Source organism: Streptococcus oralis (assembly GCF_015561235.1).
Classification (GTDB): Bacteria; Bacillota; Bacilli; order Lactobacillales; family Streptococcaceae; genus Streptococcus; species Streptococcus oralis_BK.
The window spans coordinates 824,419-837,246 of record NZ_JADMTC010000001.1; the positions used below are offsets into that span (position 1 = coordinate 824,419).

Below are 12,828 nucleotides of genomic sequence, written 5' to 3' on the forward strand. Positions count from 1 at the left end.
CAACTCTGCTCTTTTTTATTGTTCAACTTCTGTTAGTTTCGCTGCTTTTTCTAGATAGCTTTGATAGGTCCCGTCATCTTTTAGTTTTTGGATAACCTTATCGACTACTGCTTTCAAGTCTGATTGATTCTTCTTGATAGCAACAGCATTGGCTTCGCCGTCTTTCATCGTCAAATTAACAGTTGCAACGGCAAGATCCGAGTTTTTACCTGCGTAGCTAAGAGCAACTGGTTCATCCATATGAACAGCATCCACTTTTCCAGCCTGCAATTCATTAACTGCTTCCCCCATATTGGTCAAGGATGTCAATTGGGCATTTGGCAATTGTTCCTTGACCATGGTTTCTGGAACGGTTCCCTTTTGAGCTGCGATATTGGCACTTGCAAGGCTTGAAAGATCCTTGTACTTGTCTAAATCGGCTTTTCTAACCAAGAAACTCATCTTGTTTTCATAGTAAGGGATTGAAAAGTCAAAGACTTCCTTTCTCTCATCTGTGGCACTAATTCCCGCAATGGCTAAGTCAGCCTTTCCAGTTTGAAGACTAGTCAAGACATTGTCAAAACTCATGCTAGAGATTTCAAGTTTAACCCCAAGCTCATCCGCAATCGCTTGAGCCATATCAATATCTGCCCCAACCACTTGGTTTTTACCATCTACCAAGGATTGGAATTCAAATGGTGCATAGTCTGGGCTGGTCGCAACGACTAGCTTTCCTTTTTGTTTGATAGCGTCCACAGCAGACTGGGAACTATCCGTACTTGATTGACAAGCTACTAAAATCACGCTAGCAAGCATGCTACATACAACTAATATCCATTTTTTAAATTTCATAAATAAACGACCTTTCTGTTATTTCTGAATAATTATAACTCTTTTAAAAATACTTGTCAACCCTTTTAGAGATTTTGACTGCAAAACAATTCTTTTCATAAAAAGAAGACTGATTTATCACAATCAGCCTTTTATTCTGTATATTTAAACCGTTTCTTATAGTTCGACAATCTTCCCTGTTTCAAAGTAAACAACCCATTCACAGATATTTTTAGCGTAGTCTCCGATACGTTCCAAGAAGGAAATGACCTGGAAGTAATCACGACCTGTAACGATGGCTTCAGGATGTTTCTTAATTTCTTCTGTAGCCAAATCACGAATGCTATCAAAGTAATGGTTGATTTTTTCGTCCATCGCTGCTACTTCGTAGGCTTGATCCACCGAACCATTCAGGTAAAGTTCGAGAGCAGCTTCAACGAAGTTTTTCACATCGCGCCCCATTTTTTTGATTTCTTCCTCAACGACAGGGATACGTTGTTCCCCCTTCATACGAATAGTTGCTTTTGCGATTGACACTGCATGGTCTCCCATGCGTTCCAGGTCTGATACTGCCTTAAGAACGGTCAATACAGTACGGAGGTCTTGAGAAACAGGTTGTTGAAGCGCGATCATTTCAAATGATTTCTTTTCGAGTTTCACTTCATATCCATTTACTTCTGCATCTTCCTCAATAACTTCTTTTGCCAAATCACGATCATGTGTGACAAAGGCACGCACTGTACGATTGATTTGTGAGAGCACTTCTTGTCCCATGGCATAGAACTGGTTGTGCAATTTCTCCAAATCTTCTTCAAATTGAGATCGTAACATCATTCAACTCCTTATCCAAATTTTCCTGTAATATAATCTTCTGTTTCCTTGTTTTGTGGGTCTAGGAACATTTTCTTCGTATCGTTAAACTCAATCAAATCACCATCTAGGAAAAAGCCTGTTTTATCAGAGATACGAGAGGCCTGTTGCATCGAACGTGTTACCAAGAGCATGGTGTATTTATCTTTCAGACCATACAAGGTTTCCTCAATCTTACCAGCCGAGATAGGATCCAAAGCTGAAGTCGGTTCATCCAAGAGAATAATCTTGGGACTGGTTGCTAAGACACGGGCAACACAAACACGTTGCTGTTGGCCACCTGAGAGACCAATGGCTGAATCATGCAAGCGATCCTTGACCTCATCCCAGATAGAAGCACGTTGCAAAGCTTTTTCTACTGCTTCATCCAAAACATGTTTATCCTTGACTCCATTGATACGTAAGCCGTAGACAACATTTTCATAGATAGACATAGGGAAAGGATTGGGCTGTTGAAAGACCATACCGATTTCCTTACGCAATTCAACCGTATCGGTACGTGGACTGTAGATATTGTGGCCATTATAAATCACTGTTCCAGTTGTTGTCACCTCAGGATTTAGATCGCCCATGCGGTTGATGGCTTTGAGCAGGGTGGACTTTCCTGATCCAGAAGGACCAATCAAGGCTGTTATTTCCTTAGGTTGGAAAGAAAGGGAAACACTATTCAAAGCCTTCTTTTTATTGTAATAAACGGACAGGTCTTTAACCTGCAAAATCGGTTCTGTCATACTGCTTCCTTTCTAACCAAAGTGTCCCGTTACATAGTCATTGGTTGACTGTAGCTTGGCATTTTGGAAAATATTGGATGTCTTATCATACTCAATCAAATCACCCAAGTAGAAAAATCCTGTGTAGTCACTCGCACGAGCAGCCTGTTGCATACTGTGGGTAACGATAATGATAGTAAAATCCTTCTTCAACTCCAACATGGTTTCTTCCAGCTGGGCTGTCGCAATCGGATCCAAGGCTGACGCTGGTTCATCCATCAAGAGGATATCTGGTTTAACAGAGATAGCTCGCGCGATGCAGAGACGTTGTTGCTGACCACCAGAAAGCATCAAGGCTGATTTGTGAAGGTCATCTTTGACCTGGTCCCAAAGGGCAGCCTGACGGAGCGAAGTTTCCACAATTTCATCCAAGACCTTCTTGTCCTTGACTCCTGCACGTTCATGAGCAAAAGTAATGTTGCGGTAGATAGACTTAGCAAATGGGTTTGGCCGTTGGAAGACCATTCCAATATGCTTGCGCATCTCATAGACATTGATTTCTGGACGGTTGACGTCAATCCCTCGGTAGAGTATTTGACCTGTGACCTTGGCAATATCAATGGTATCATTCATCCGATTGAGACTGCGAAGATAGGTAGATTTCCCAGATCCAGAAGGACCAATCAAGGCCGTAATTTTATTTTTTTCAAATTGCATATCGATGCCCTTAATGGATTCATTTTTACCGTAGTAAACATGTAAATTCTTGGTAGAGAGGGCCACTTTTTCTTCAGGGAAGGTGATGATATGCTTTTCATCCCAGTTATATTTTGACATGGCTTCTCCTTTAGGCAGCGGTTAATTTCTTGTGTAAATAGCTTCCGAGTTTGCGTGCTCCAAAGTTAAAAATCAAGATAAAGATGAGGAGCACGGCGGCAGAACCAGCAGATACGATGGTAGCATCAGGAATGGTTCCTTCACTGTTGACCTTCCAGATGTGGACTGCCAAGGTTTCTGCTTGACGGAAGATGGAGATGGGACTGGTAACACTGAGGATATTCCAGTTAGACCAATCAAGGGCTGGGGCGGATTGTCCTGCAGTATAGATAAGAGCGGCGGCCTCACCAAAGATACGGCCAGACGCCAAGACAACACCCGTAACGATGCCTGGAAGAGCTTCTGGAATGACAACATGGACCACAGTCTCCCAACGAGAAATTCCAAGGGCAAGTCCAGCCTCACGTTGCGTATGGTGAACGTGTTTTAAACTATCCTCAACATTTCGAGTCATCTGTGGCAGATTAAACACCGTCAAGGCCAAGGCACCTGAAATGATTGAAAATCCATACTCAAACTGGACTACAAAAATCAAGTAACCAAAGAGACCCACAACGACTGATGGTAGAGAAGACAAGATTTCAATACAGGTTCTGACAAAATTTGTCACAGGACCCTTTTTTGCATATTCAGCTAGGTAAATCCCCGCCCCCATAGACAAAGGCACAGAGATAATCAAAGTAATGACCAGAAGGAAGAAGGAATTGTAGAGCTGAATCCCAATACCCCCACCTGCTTGATAAGAGGAAGACTTCCCAGTCAAGAAAGACCAAGAGATATGAGGTAACCCTCGAACCAGGATGTAGAGAATCAAGGACGCCAAGATGGTCACGATGATACCCGCGATGGTATAGAGGACAGCTGTTGCAAGTTTATCTAATTTCTTAGCGTGCATAGTTTTTCTTTCCTCTTTCTTTCGTAATCAATTTAATCACACTGTTAAAGGCCAAACTCATTAAGAGCAATACCAAGGCCAGTGACCAGAGAACGTTATTATCAACCGTTCCCATGACGGTATTTCCGATCCCCATAGTCAATACAGATGTCAAGGTCGCAGCTGGTGTTGTTAGCGAGGTTGGGACAACGGCTGAGTTTCCGACAACCATCTGAATGGCAAGGGCTTCACCAAAGGCACGCGCCATCCCAAAGACCACTGCAGTGAAAATACCTGAACGTGCTGCTTTCAAGGTCACACGCCAGATGGTTTGCCAACGAGTGGCTCCCATAGCTAAACTAGCTTCACGGTAATGACGAGGAACAGCACGCAAGCTGTCTGTTGTCATAAAGGTTACAGTTGGTAGGATCATGACAAAAAGAACGAAAATCCCTGACAAAATCCCAAAACCAGTTCCACCAAAGACGCTACGAACAAAAGGCACCACAACTTGCAAACCGATAAATCCATAGACGACTGAAGGAATACCGACGAGGAGTTCAATGGCTGGTTGCAAAATCTTTGCACCCTTTGGTGAGACTTCTGTCATAAAGACTGCAGCTCCGATAGCGAAGGGTGTTGCGATGAGGGCAGATAAAATCGTCACAATAAAGGAACCCAAAATCATCGGAAGGGCACCAAATTGTTTCCCAGAAGGATTCCAAGTTTGTCCAAAGAGGAAATCAAAGATGTTGACCCCATTGACAAAGAAGGTCGATAAGCCTTTTTGGGCTACAAAAATCAAAATCATGGCCACAATGATAACAATCAAAGAAAGGCAGGTGAAGGTCAAACCTTTACCAAACTTCTCAAGGCGAGAGTTCTTTGAAGGAGAGAGTAATTTTTTAGATAATTCTTCTTGATTCATTATTGACCTCCTTCTACTGCTGTAACGGTACCTGAAGCATCCTTTTGGACTTTCATTTCATTGATAGAGATATAGCCCATGCCCTTAACAATTCCATTTTGAGCTTCACCTGAGAGGACGAAATTCAGGAATTCAGCAGCTAACTCATTTGGCTGACCAAGTGTGTACATATGTTCATAAGACCACAAAGGCCAGTTATTTGTCGTTACATTTTCAGACGTAGGTTCATACCCATTCAGTTTCATGCTTTTCACGGAGTCATCTACATAGGCAAAAGCTAGGTAAGAAATGGCTCCAGGCGTTTGGGATACAATCGACTTGACCATCCCGTTAGAATCCTGCTCTTGGCTCTGCATTGCTGCTTGGCCATTCATAACGACCGTATCAAACGTCGCTCGTGAACCAGAACTTGCTGCTCGGTTGATGATTGAAATGGCCAGGTCTTTGCCCCCAACTTCTTTCCAATTGGTCACTTCACCTGTAAAGATTTTGCGAAGTTGCTCGGTTGTGAGATTTTCAACATCCACTTCCTTGTTTACAATCACTGCAAGACCAGCCACTGCAACCTTGTGGTCTACTAGAGCTGAAGCATCGATTCCTTCTTTTTCCTCTGCAAAGACGTCAGAGTTCCCGATGTCAACTGCTCCAGACTGGACTTGGGATAGTCCTGTACCCGATCCTCCACCTTGAACATTGACTGTTTTTCCGATGTTTCTAGAACCAAATTCATCTGCTGCCGCTTCGACAAGAGGCTGAAGAGCAGTTGAACCAACGGCTGTCATGGATTCTCCACGATCAATCCAGCTAGCACATCCTGCAAGAGAACCTGCCATCAAAAGAGCTGCAAGAGACATGACGAGCTTTTTTCTTTTTTTCACTGTTATTCTCCTTGAACATAATGATAAATGTTCTGATTTCTTCCGTTTGTCCTGATCATCCAATTATCATCAATGATTGTCCCGCTTTATTTTATCTAGTCATTCTTAGGAGCGGACAATTCCATCGTATAATATAAGTAATAATGAAAGACTATCAGAAAAAACTCATACTTCCACTATAACATAGAATAGGCTCTTTGACTAGCTTTTTCACCTGAATCTGAGTCCTTTTGGATAATAATTTTTTAAAACATTTCCCGTTACCTTGGCAAAGCCTAATCCGTTTCCTTGAACCACAACTTGGTACCATCCATTTGGTCGAGCTTCAGACAATTGAACAGTCTCGCCAGCCACATATTTTACAAAGTCCTCATCATTGATTTCAACACTTTGTTTTACTTGACTTGGTTTCAAGGCTAATCCCAGAGCAAAACTTGGTTCGAAGCGTTTCTTCTTAAAAGTACCCAGATGAAGTCCATTTCGGGCAATTTTGAGTTTCCCTAGATCAGGTAGCATCTCTGGCAAGAGATAAAGTTGGTCTCCAAAAGTTTGTAGAAGGCCAGTTAGTGTCACTTTGAGATGTTTTTGGGCAAATTCCCGCCACAAGGCCAGCTGTTCACGACTAAGATTGGTCTTGCTGGCTTTGAATTTGGCTGCTGGATTTTCTCCCTTGAATTGCAAATGGGCAACAAACTGACCTTCTCCCTTAAAATGATGAGGGTACATCCGAGCCGTTTCAGGAAGATTAATACCTGCTACCATACCGTTCACATGCTCGACTGGAAGCAGTTCAAAATCATAAGTATCCAGCAACCAGTGGACGATTTCTTCATTTTCCTCTGGTGCCCAAGTACAGGTCGAGTAGACCAGACGGCCACCCTCAGCAAGCATGGTGACTGCATCTTCTAAAATCTTTCTTTGGAGACTGGCACATTGATTCGGATAGTCGATGTTCCAATAATCCATGGCATCTGGTTGTTTACGGAACATCCCTTCACCCGAGCAAGGAGCATCAAGGACAATCACATCAAAGTATCCTTTAAAGACCTTGGCTAAGCGATCCGCAGACTCATTGGTCACGACTACGTTTGTAGCTCCAAACCGTTCCATATTTTCCACTAAAATCTTAGCTCGCTTGCTTGAAATTTCGTTGGAGACAAGGACTCCTTGATTAGCCAGATAAGCTGCTAGTTGAGTGGATTTTCCACCTGGTGCTGCCGCCAAGTCCAAAACCTTCATACCGGGAAGGGGTTGAGCTACCTGGGCCACCATTTGGGCTGCAGGCTCTTGCGAATAAACGAAACCTGTCACGTGCTCTGGTGACTTCCCAGAAACCTTACCATAATACCCCCAAGGTGTATTGGGAATAGCATCAGCAAACGATAACTGACTTTCTTTTAAGGGATTGACCCGAAAAGCCGAAACCGCTTCTTGTTTAAAAGAGGCAAGAAAGTCTCTTGCCTCATCTTCTAGTATCGCTTCATATTTTTCAACAAATCCTTCTGGAAATTGCATTTAGTTTTCTTTCCTTTCGTAGATATAAGACTGAATCTCTTCTTGCATCTCGATTGGCACCATCATGACAGGCTGACGCGTTTTAAAATCAGCGGGCTCACCCGATACCGTAAGAAGGCGATAACCCAGACTTTCCCCTAAGATACTGGCCGCAGCGTAATCCCATGGCTGCAGGTAGGTAATATAAGTCAAAAGACGACCCGATAAAACCTTGGCAAAACTAATGGCCGCACTGCCATATACACGGACACCCAACGCTGCTCGCCCCAAATCCGCCAAGCCCCACTCATTGCTCTCAAACATACCTGAGTTGCCGGCAACTAAAAATTCTTGAAGAGGTTTCTTTTTAAAAGGCGGTAAGGGATCATTATTGCGGCAAGGAGGAAAGGCACCACCACCATGGTAACAATCACCTTTCATGACATCATAAATAATACCAAATTTGCCCACACCATCCTCAAAATAAGCCAACATCACGGCAAAATCTTCCTGCTGGGCGACAAAGTTATTGGTACCGTCAATGGGATCAATCACCCAAACAGAACCTTGACCTACTGCAGCACGTAAACAGCCCTCTTCCGCGCAAATCAAGTCCTCAGGATAGGTGGACTTGATCCGTTCAACCAAGAGTTCCTGGACCTCCTTGTCCAAACGCGTCACCAAGTCTGTAGGCGAAGACTTGCGCTCAACCTGCAAATCTTCTTTCATGTGAGCCAAAATATAGTCAGCAGCTTCCTGCACAATCTGTTTGGCAAATTCAAATTTAGTTTCCAAGAGAAATCTTCCCTTCTCTTTTTTCTTTTGCTAATTGAACTGCATGATAGAAGGAATAACCGCTAGCGGTTTCAAATTCGCGACCTAAGCGCTTTTCTTCACTTTTGCTTGGGACGACAGACTTAAATTCCTTATAGGAATTTAGCAGTTTTTTTGCTTCTACCTTATCTTCATAAACAGCTTCAACATCATTAAAAAAAGAAAGCACTGAAGCAAGTTCTTCAGTGCTCCACGACAAATCTAGTGGGTAACTATACTGTTTGTTCATCTATCCAATACCAGCTCTCAATGTTGCTTCTTTTAGTTCTTGTTTACGGTAACTACGAGGGAGAAAAGCACGGATCTCATCTTCATTAAAACCGATCTGCATACGTTTGGTATCTATAATAATTGGGCGACGCAAAAGACTAGGATATTGCTCAATCAACTGAAGCAACGCCGATACTGAGATACTCTCTACATCAATATCCAATTTTTGAAAAATTTTTGAACGAGTTGAAATGATGTCATCAGTACCATTTTCGGTCAAGGAAAGAATATGTTGTAATTCTTTTCTTGTTAAAGGACTAGTCATAATATTATGCTCTTGAAAGGGCACTTTATGCGTCTCTAACCAAGCCTTTGCCTTACGACATGATGTACAACTCGGTGATAAAAATAGTGTAATCATGCTTTTCTCTTCTTTTATCTATACTTGCTATTTCTATTATACAAAAAAATAAAGCGCTTGACTAGGTATTTTTAGAAAAAAAGCCTATTTTTTCATAGAAAATAGACTGTTTTCTGCAAAAATCTCCTGCTTTGCAAGTTTATCTTTAGGATAACCTAACAATAAATAGGGAGTAGAGCAACTTCTCTCGTTTTTTATTAAAAATACAGAATTTTTTCCACTATTTCCTTGAAGCTTTGACAAGAAGGAAACTGAATATTCCTTCATACAAAACAAAGAAAAGTACAAAGGCATGGAGGAAGAAAATCTCTGGTAAAATCAGAATAACTCGATCCTTTGCTGGATCAAAAAGCCAAGTATCATCTCCCCAAAAGAGAATCTGATGGAAAAGCGTAAAAAATTGCTCGAACCCAATCAACACTCCTACAAGCCCAATGGCGAGAGGCAATAGCACTAGGGTCAGGATACTTTTACGATATAGTGCTAAAAAGCCTTTTTTGACAATCTTTTTAACAAAGAAATAGAAACTTGGAAGTGTCACCAAAGTGACCAGCTGAACCAAGTGGAAGAGATTCTTCACCACCGCAAAGTGGTGTAAACCAGCCGCTGACGAACGGAAATCTGGCGTCTCTAAGACCTGACTAAAGGGATTGGTCAGGTAATTCATCAAGATATGAAAATTGTACTGAATGGTTTCGGGCTTTAGATAGACTCGATCCGCTAAGTTCAGCCACTGAATCTCCATGGGATAGAAAATCCATGCCAGATAAATGGTTAAGAGAATAGAAATGGAAAGGAGAAAGAGCATACTTCCCCAAAAAGTCAGTTTAGTTCTCATCAAAATTCCACTCCGCAAGGCTAGACACCACATGAGTTGGTGCGATTGGCAGGTTCGCTACTTCTTCTGCCTTGGTAAAACCTGTCGTCACCAAGAGCGTTGGAATACCATTGTCAATCCCTGCTCGGATATCTGTCAGGTAGTTGTCCCCAACCATAAGCAATTCTTCTCTTTTCAAACCTAAGTGCTCAACCGCCTTGCCCATGATGATAGCATTTGGTTTCCCAATATAAACTGGTTTCACTCGTGTTGCCACTTCAAGTAGGGTTACCAGTGAACCAGCTCCTGGCAAGAGACCACGTTCCGTCGGAATATTGAGGTCTGGATTGGTTCCGATAAAGTGAGCTCCCTTTTGGATAGCTAGAGTCGCCGTCGCAAATTTTTCATAGTCGACTTGCCAGTCCAGTCCAACTACCACATAGGCAGGATTTTCCTTGTCTTCGACATAACCAGCTGCCTGAATGGCATCCTTGAGTCCTGCTTCTCCGATGACATAGACTGTCTTTTCCAGTCCCAAGTCATTCATATAGTCGATGGTTGCCAAGGTTGCTGTATAGACAGTTGATAGAGGCGTTTCGATATTAAAATTCTGAGTCAACATCTCTTGAACGCTCTCAGGAGTACGAGTTGTATTGTTGGTTACAAAGAGATAAGGAATTTCTCGCTTTTGCAACTCATGGACAAAAGCCTCTCCTGCCGGAATTCGGTCTTTCCCCTTGTAAATGGTTCCGTCTAAATCAATTAAATAACCTTTATAAGCCATATCGCCCTTTCTAATTGCCTTCAATTTCTTGCCAAGTAATCATAGCTTGGGCATTAATCTCGCCATCACTGATAATCTCATGCTTGCTTTCTAGTCCCTTGAGTTCATAAGCTGAAGCAATCATGCCACCTGGTCGCACTTCTTTGACATATTTGAGATTGATTTTCTTTGGAATATACTTGGTCAAAAAATCGGCTCCCATGACCTCAAAAATCCAATCCAGGTATTTACTGTTATTAACATGACCATTCATATCCAAGTCGTAAAAACGAACATGGTAGTCTTTACTGATTGGATCTTCTAGATTTGCATACTTTGGCCCACGGATGAGTTTTTTATCAAACTCAGACTGATAAGGCGCAACAATCTCCGGTTCGACAGCATGAACTTTTCGACTGTCTCTGTCCATGAGAACAAAGGTTGCCACCATGCGAATGATTTCTTGGCCTGCTTCATCATAGATAGTGAAACGGCGGTAGCAAAAAAGACGATTGTAAGTCAATGCTTCTGTTTCAATCGTAATCTCCTCAGCAAAGCGAGGCAAGCGAACCACGTCAATCGCATAATCTGTAATAATCCAGACCAAATTGTAACGTTCTAACATATCCTTGTCACTAACTCCCAGTTCAATCGATTGCATACCTGATACTTGCAGGGACAGCAAAATCACATCTGGAAGTTTGATATGACCGTTCATATCCGCCATATCAAAAGGAATTTTTATTTTCATTTGATAAGTTAAACCCATTGTTCTACTCCAAAATAAATCGTTCTGCTACAGTGTCTCCTAAAAAGAGACCTCTCTTTGTCATTCGGACACGATCACCGTCGATCTTCATGAGACCTTGTTGAACCAAGTCTTTGATGATCTCACCATAAAGTCCATCAAAGGATCGTCCGAATTTCTCCTCAAATCGCGCCATAGAAACCCCAGATTTCTTTCGGAGTCCTAGGAACATTTCTTCTTCCATCTGCTCCCTTTGACTCAGGTGTTCTTCTGTTATCCGAGCATTTCCTGCCTCTACCGCATTGAGATAGTGGCGGATAGGACCGTGGTTTTTATAACGTACCCCGTTCACATAACCTGAAGCACCCGCACCGATACCATAATACTCGGCATTGTCCCAGTACATGAGATTGTGGCGACTTTCAAATCCGGGTTTAGAGAAATTGGAAATCTCATAATGCTCAAAACCAGCTCGCTCCAGTTCTGCGATGATGTACTCAAACATCTCCGCTTCTAACTCTTCCTTGGGTAGGGGCAATTTCCCACGTCTCATGCGGTTCATAAAGACCGTATGATTCTCTAAAATCAAGCTATAAAGACTCATATGAGGAATATCAAGCGAGATGGCTTTAGCCACATTTTCCTTGACTTGATCCATAGTTTGACCTGGAAGAGCATAGATTAGGTCGATTGAGATATTGTCAAAACCAGCCAGTTTGAGGCGGTCGATATTCTCATAAATATCCTTCTCCAAATGACTGCGCCCAATCTTTTTCAGCATTTTGTCATCAAAAGTCTGCACACCTAAAGAAACACGATTGACTGGCGACTGTTTCAAAACCGCAATCTTATCCGCGTCCAAGTCTCCTGGGTTGGCCTCAATAGTCAACTCTTCCAAGACAGACAAGTCTAGATTTTTAGTCAAGCCATCCAAGAGCACCTCTAATTGCGGAGCTGACAAAGCCGTTGGCGTCCCACCTCCAATGTAGAGAGTTCGTAACTTTTGGATATCATAAAAACGAAACTCCTCTAGCAAATGCTCCAGGTAACTATCTACTGGTTGATTCTTGATAAAGACCTTTGAAAAGTCACAATAATAACAAATCTGTGTGCAAAAGGGAATATGCACATAGGCGGACGTTGGTTTTTTCTGCATAGTACTTATTATACCACAAAGACAGGCTTGCAGATAAAAATCACCATCTCCAAAAACCAGAGATGGTGATGCATTATATTTCAGTAATATCGATGATAATTTCTTCTTGGCCTTCAGCGACGTCTGGAGTTGCTGACTGTTCTTGCCATTGCTCCTTGAGATTGTTAAAGGTTTCCTTTGACGCTTCTGTCGCTTGTCGAGCACAGTTTTTAGCTTGGTCAAGGACACTATCAAAAGTAATTTCACCAGATTCTACTTGTTCCTTTGTTTTCAGCACAAAGTCAGTTGCCTGTTCCTTCACTTCTGTTAGTTTTTCACAAACCTGCTCTCTAGCATATTCTGGATCTTCTCTCAAATCATCTAGAAAATCCTGAGCTTGACTACAAACTTGCTTACCCTTGTCACTTGTCAAAAACAAAGCAAGAGCCGCGCCTGAAACCGTACCTAAAAGGATAGAGGATAGTTTTCCCATAAGATT

16 protein-coding genes are annotated in these 12,828 nt (G+C 42.3%); all 16 read right to left on the reverse strand.

Annotation, left to right across the window (positions count from 1 at the left end):
- Positions 1-15 precede the first annotated feature (15 nt).
- Positions 16-831, reverse strand: coding sequence for an ABC transporter substrate-binding protein (locus I2H52_RS04185; RefSeq protein WP_195594394.1), 816 nt, complete (start codon positions 829-831; stop codon positions 16-18).
- Positions 832-987: 156 nt separating this feature from the next.
- The gene (gene phoU, locus I2H52_RS04190) at positions 988-1,641 is read right to left on the reverse strand and encodes a phosphate signaling complex protein PhoU (RefSeq protein WP_195594397.1); all 654 of its coding nucleotides are present in this window, start codon (positions 1,639-1,641) and stop codon (positions 988-990) included.
- A gap of 11 nt (positions 1,642-1,652) precedes the next feature.
- Entirely contained in the window at positions 1,653-2,411 is a 759-nt protein-coding gene (gene pstB / locus I2H52_RS04195) for a phosphate ABC transporter ATP-binding protein PstB (RefSeq protein WP_000138669.1), read from the reverse strand.
- 12 nt (positions 2,412-2,423) lie between these two features.
- The gene (gene pstB / locus I2H52_RS04200) at positions 2,424-3,227 is read right to left on the reverse strand and encodes a phosphate ABC transporter ATP-binding protein PstB (RefSeq protein WP_195594400.1); all 804 of its coding nucleotides are present in this window, start codon (positions 3,225-3,227) and stop codon (positions 2,424-2,426) included.
- Between the two features lie 10 nt (positions 3,228-3,237).
- The gene (gene pstA, locus I2H52_RS04205) at positions 3,238-4,122 is read right to left on the reverse strand and encodes a phosphate ABC transporter permease PstA (protein WP_000543053.1); all 885 of its coding nucleotides are present in this window, start codon (positions 4,120-4,122) and stop codon (positions 3,238-3,240) included.
- Complete coding sequence (pstC, locus tag I2H52_RS04210; RefSeq protein ID WP_042902107.1) at positions 4,112-5,029, reverse strand: phosphate ABC transporter permease subunit PstC; 918 nt, start codon at positions 5,027-5,029, stop codon at positions 4,112-4,114. Before pstC ends, pstA begins: the two co-directional genes overlap by 11 nt.
- Positions 5,029-5,907, reverse strand: coding sequence for a phosphate ABC transporter substrate-binding protein PstS (locus tag I2H52_RS04215; protein WP_195594402.1), 879 nt, complete (start codon positions 5,905-5,907; stop codon positions 5,029-5,031). Before I2H52_RS04215 ends, pstC begins: the two co-directional genes overlap by 1 nt.
- Before the next feature lie 210 nt (positions 5,908-6,117).
- Positions 6,118-7,422 (reverse strand): RsmF rRNA methyltransferase first C-terminal domain-containing protein, encoded by a 1,305-nt coding sequence (locus tag I2H52_RS04220; RefSeq protein WP_049500830.1) that lies wholly within the window; start codon positions 7,420-7,422, stop codon positions 6,118-6,120.
- Positions 7,423-8,196: an inositol monophosphatase family protein gene (locus I2H52_RS04225; protein ID WP_195594405.1), complete on the reverse strand. Its 774-nt coding sequence runs from the start codon at positions 8,194-8,196 to the stop codon at positions 7,423-7,425. It lies immediately after the preceding gene.
- Complete coding sequence (locus I2H52_RS04230) at positions 8,186-8,464, reverse strand: UPF0223 family protein (RefSeq protein ID WP_045617407.1); 279 nt, start codon at positions 8,462-8,464, stop codon at positions 8,186-8,188. Before I2H52_RS04230 ends, I2H52_RS04225 begins: the two co-directional genes overlap by 11 nt.
- A complete protein-coding gene (locus tag I2H52_RS04235; protein ID WP_045617408.1) occupies positions 8,465-8,866 on the reverse strand; it encodes a Spx/MgsR family RNA polymerase-binding regulatory protein in 402 nt (133 codons plus the stop codon).
- Between the two features lie 220 nt (positions 8,867-9,086).
- Entirely contained in the window at positions 9,087-9,704 is a 618-nt protein-coding gene (locus I2H52_RS04240) for a TIGR01906 family membrane protein (protein ID WP_045617409.1), read from the reverse strand.
- On the reverse strand, positions 9,694-10,467 hold the full coding sequence (locus I2H52_RS04245; protein ID WP_045617410.1) for a TIGR01457 family HAD-type hydrolase: 774 nt from the start codon (positions 10,465-10,467) through the stop codon (positions 9,694-9,696). The genes I2H52_RS04240 and I2H52_RS04245 overlap by 11 nt, the downstream gene beginning before the upstream one ends.
- A gap of 10 nt (positions 10,468-10,477) precedes the next feature.
- Entirely contained in the window at positions 10,478-11,215 is a 738-nt protein-coding gene (locus I2H52_RS04250) for an acyl-[acyl-carrier-protein] thioesterase (RefSeq protein WP_045617412.1), read from the reverse strand.
- Between the two features lie 4 nt (positions 11,216-11,219).
- Positions 11,220-12,350, reverse strand: a complete 1,131-nt coding sequence (gene hemW, locus I2H52_RS04255) for a radical SAM family heme chaperone HemW (RefSeq protein WP_045617414.1) — start codon at positions 12,348-12,350, stop codon at positions 11,220-11,222.
- 73 nt (positions 12,351-12,423) lie between these two features.
- The gene (locus I2H52_RS04260) at positions 12,424-12,822 is read right to left on the reverse strand and encodes a YtxH domain-containing protein (protein WP_195594407.1); all 399 of its coding nucleotides are present in this window, start codon (positions 12,820-12,822) and stop codon (positions 12,424-12,426) included.
- Positions 12,823-12,828 lie beyond the last annotated feature (6 nt).

Excerpts from the sequence above, each read along its gene's own strand:
- I2H52_RS04185 (WP_195594394.1), bottom strand. The coding sequence starts at position 831 with ATGAAATTTAAAAAATGGATATTAGTTGTATGTAGCATGCTTGCTAGC.
- phoU (WP_195594397.1), bottom strand. The coding sequence starts at position 1,641 with ATGTTACGATCTCAATTTGAAGAAGATTTGGAGAAATTGCACAACCAG.
- pstB (WP_000138669.1), bottom strand. The coding sequence starts at position 2,411 with ATGACAGAACCGATTTTGCAGGTTAAAGACCTGTCCGTTTATTACAAT.
- pstB (WP_195594400.1), bottom strand. The coding sequence starts at position 3,227 with ATGTCAAAATATAACTGGGATGAAAAGCATATCATCACCTTCCCTGAA.
- pstA (WP_000543053.1), bottom strand. The coding sequence starts at position 4,122 with ATGCACGCTAAGAAATTAGATAAACTTGCAACAGCTGTCCTCTATACC.
- pstC (WP_042902107.1), bottom strand. The coding sequence starts at position 5,029 with ATGAATCAAGAAGAATTATCTAAAAAATTACTCTCTCCTTCAAAGAAC.
- I2H52_RS04220 (WP_049500830.1), bottom strand. The coding sequence starts at position 7,422 with ATGCAATTTCCAGAAGGATTTGTTGAAAAATATGAAGCGATACTAGAA.
- I2H52_RS04230 (WP_045617407.1), bottom strand. The coding sequence starts at position 8,464 with ATGAACAAACAGTATAGTTACCCACTAGATTTGTCGTGGAGCACTGAA.
- I2H52_RS04235 (WP_045617408.1), bottom strand. The coding sequence starts at position 8,866 with ATGATTACACTATTTTTATCACCGAGTTGTACATCATGTCGTAAGGCA.
- I2H52_RS04240 (WP_045617409.1), bottom strand. The coding sequence starts at position 9,704 with ATGAGAACTAAACTGACTTTTTGGGGAAGTATGCTCTTTCTCCTTTCC.
- I2H52_RS04245 (WP_045617410.1), bottom strand. The coding sequence starts at position 10,467 with ATGGCTTATAAAGGTTATTTAATTGATTTAGACGGAACCATTTACAAG.
- I2H52_RS04250 (WP_045617412.1), bottom strand. The coding sequence starts at position 11,215 with ATGGGTTTAACTTATCAAATGAAAATAAAAATTCCTTTTGATATGGCG.
- hemW (WP_045617414.1), bottom strand. The coding sequence starts at position 12,350 with ATGCAGAAAAAACCAACGTCCGCCTATGTGCATATTCCCTTTTGCACA.
- I2H52_RS04260 (WP_195594407.1), bottom strand. The coding sequence starts at position 12,822 with ATGGGAAAACTATCCTCTATCCTTTTAGGTACGGTTTCAGGCGCGGCT.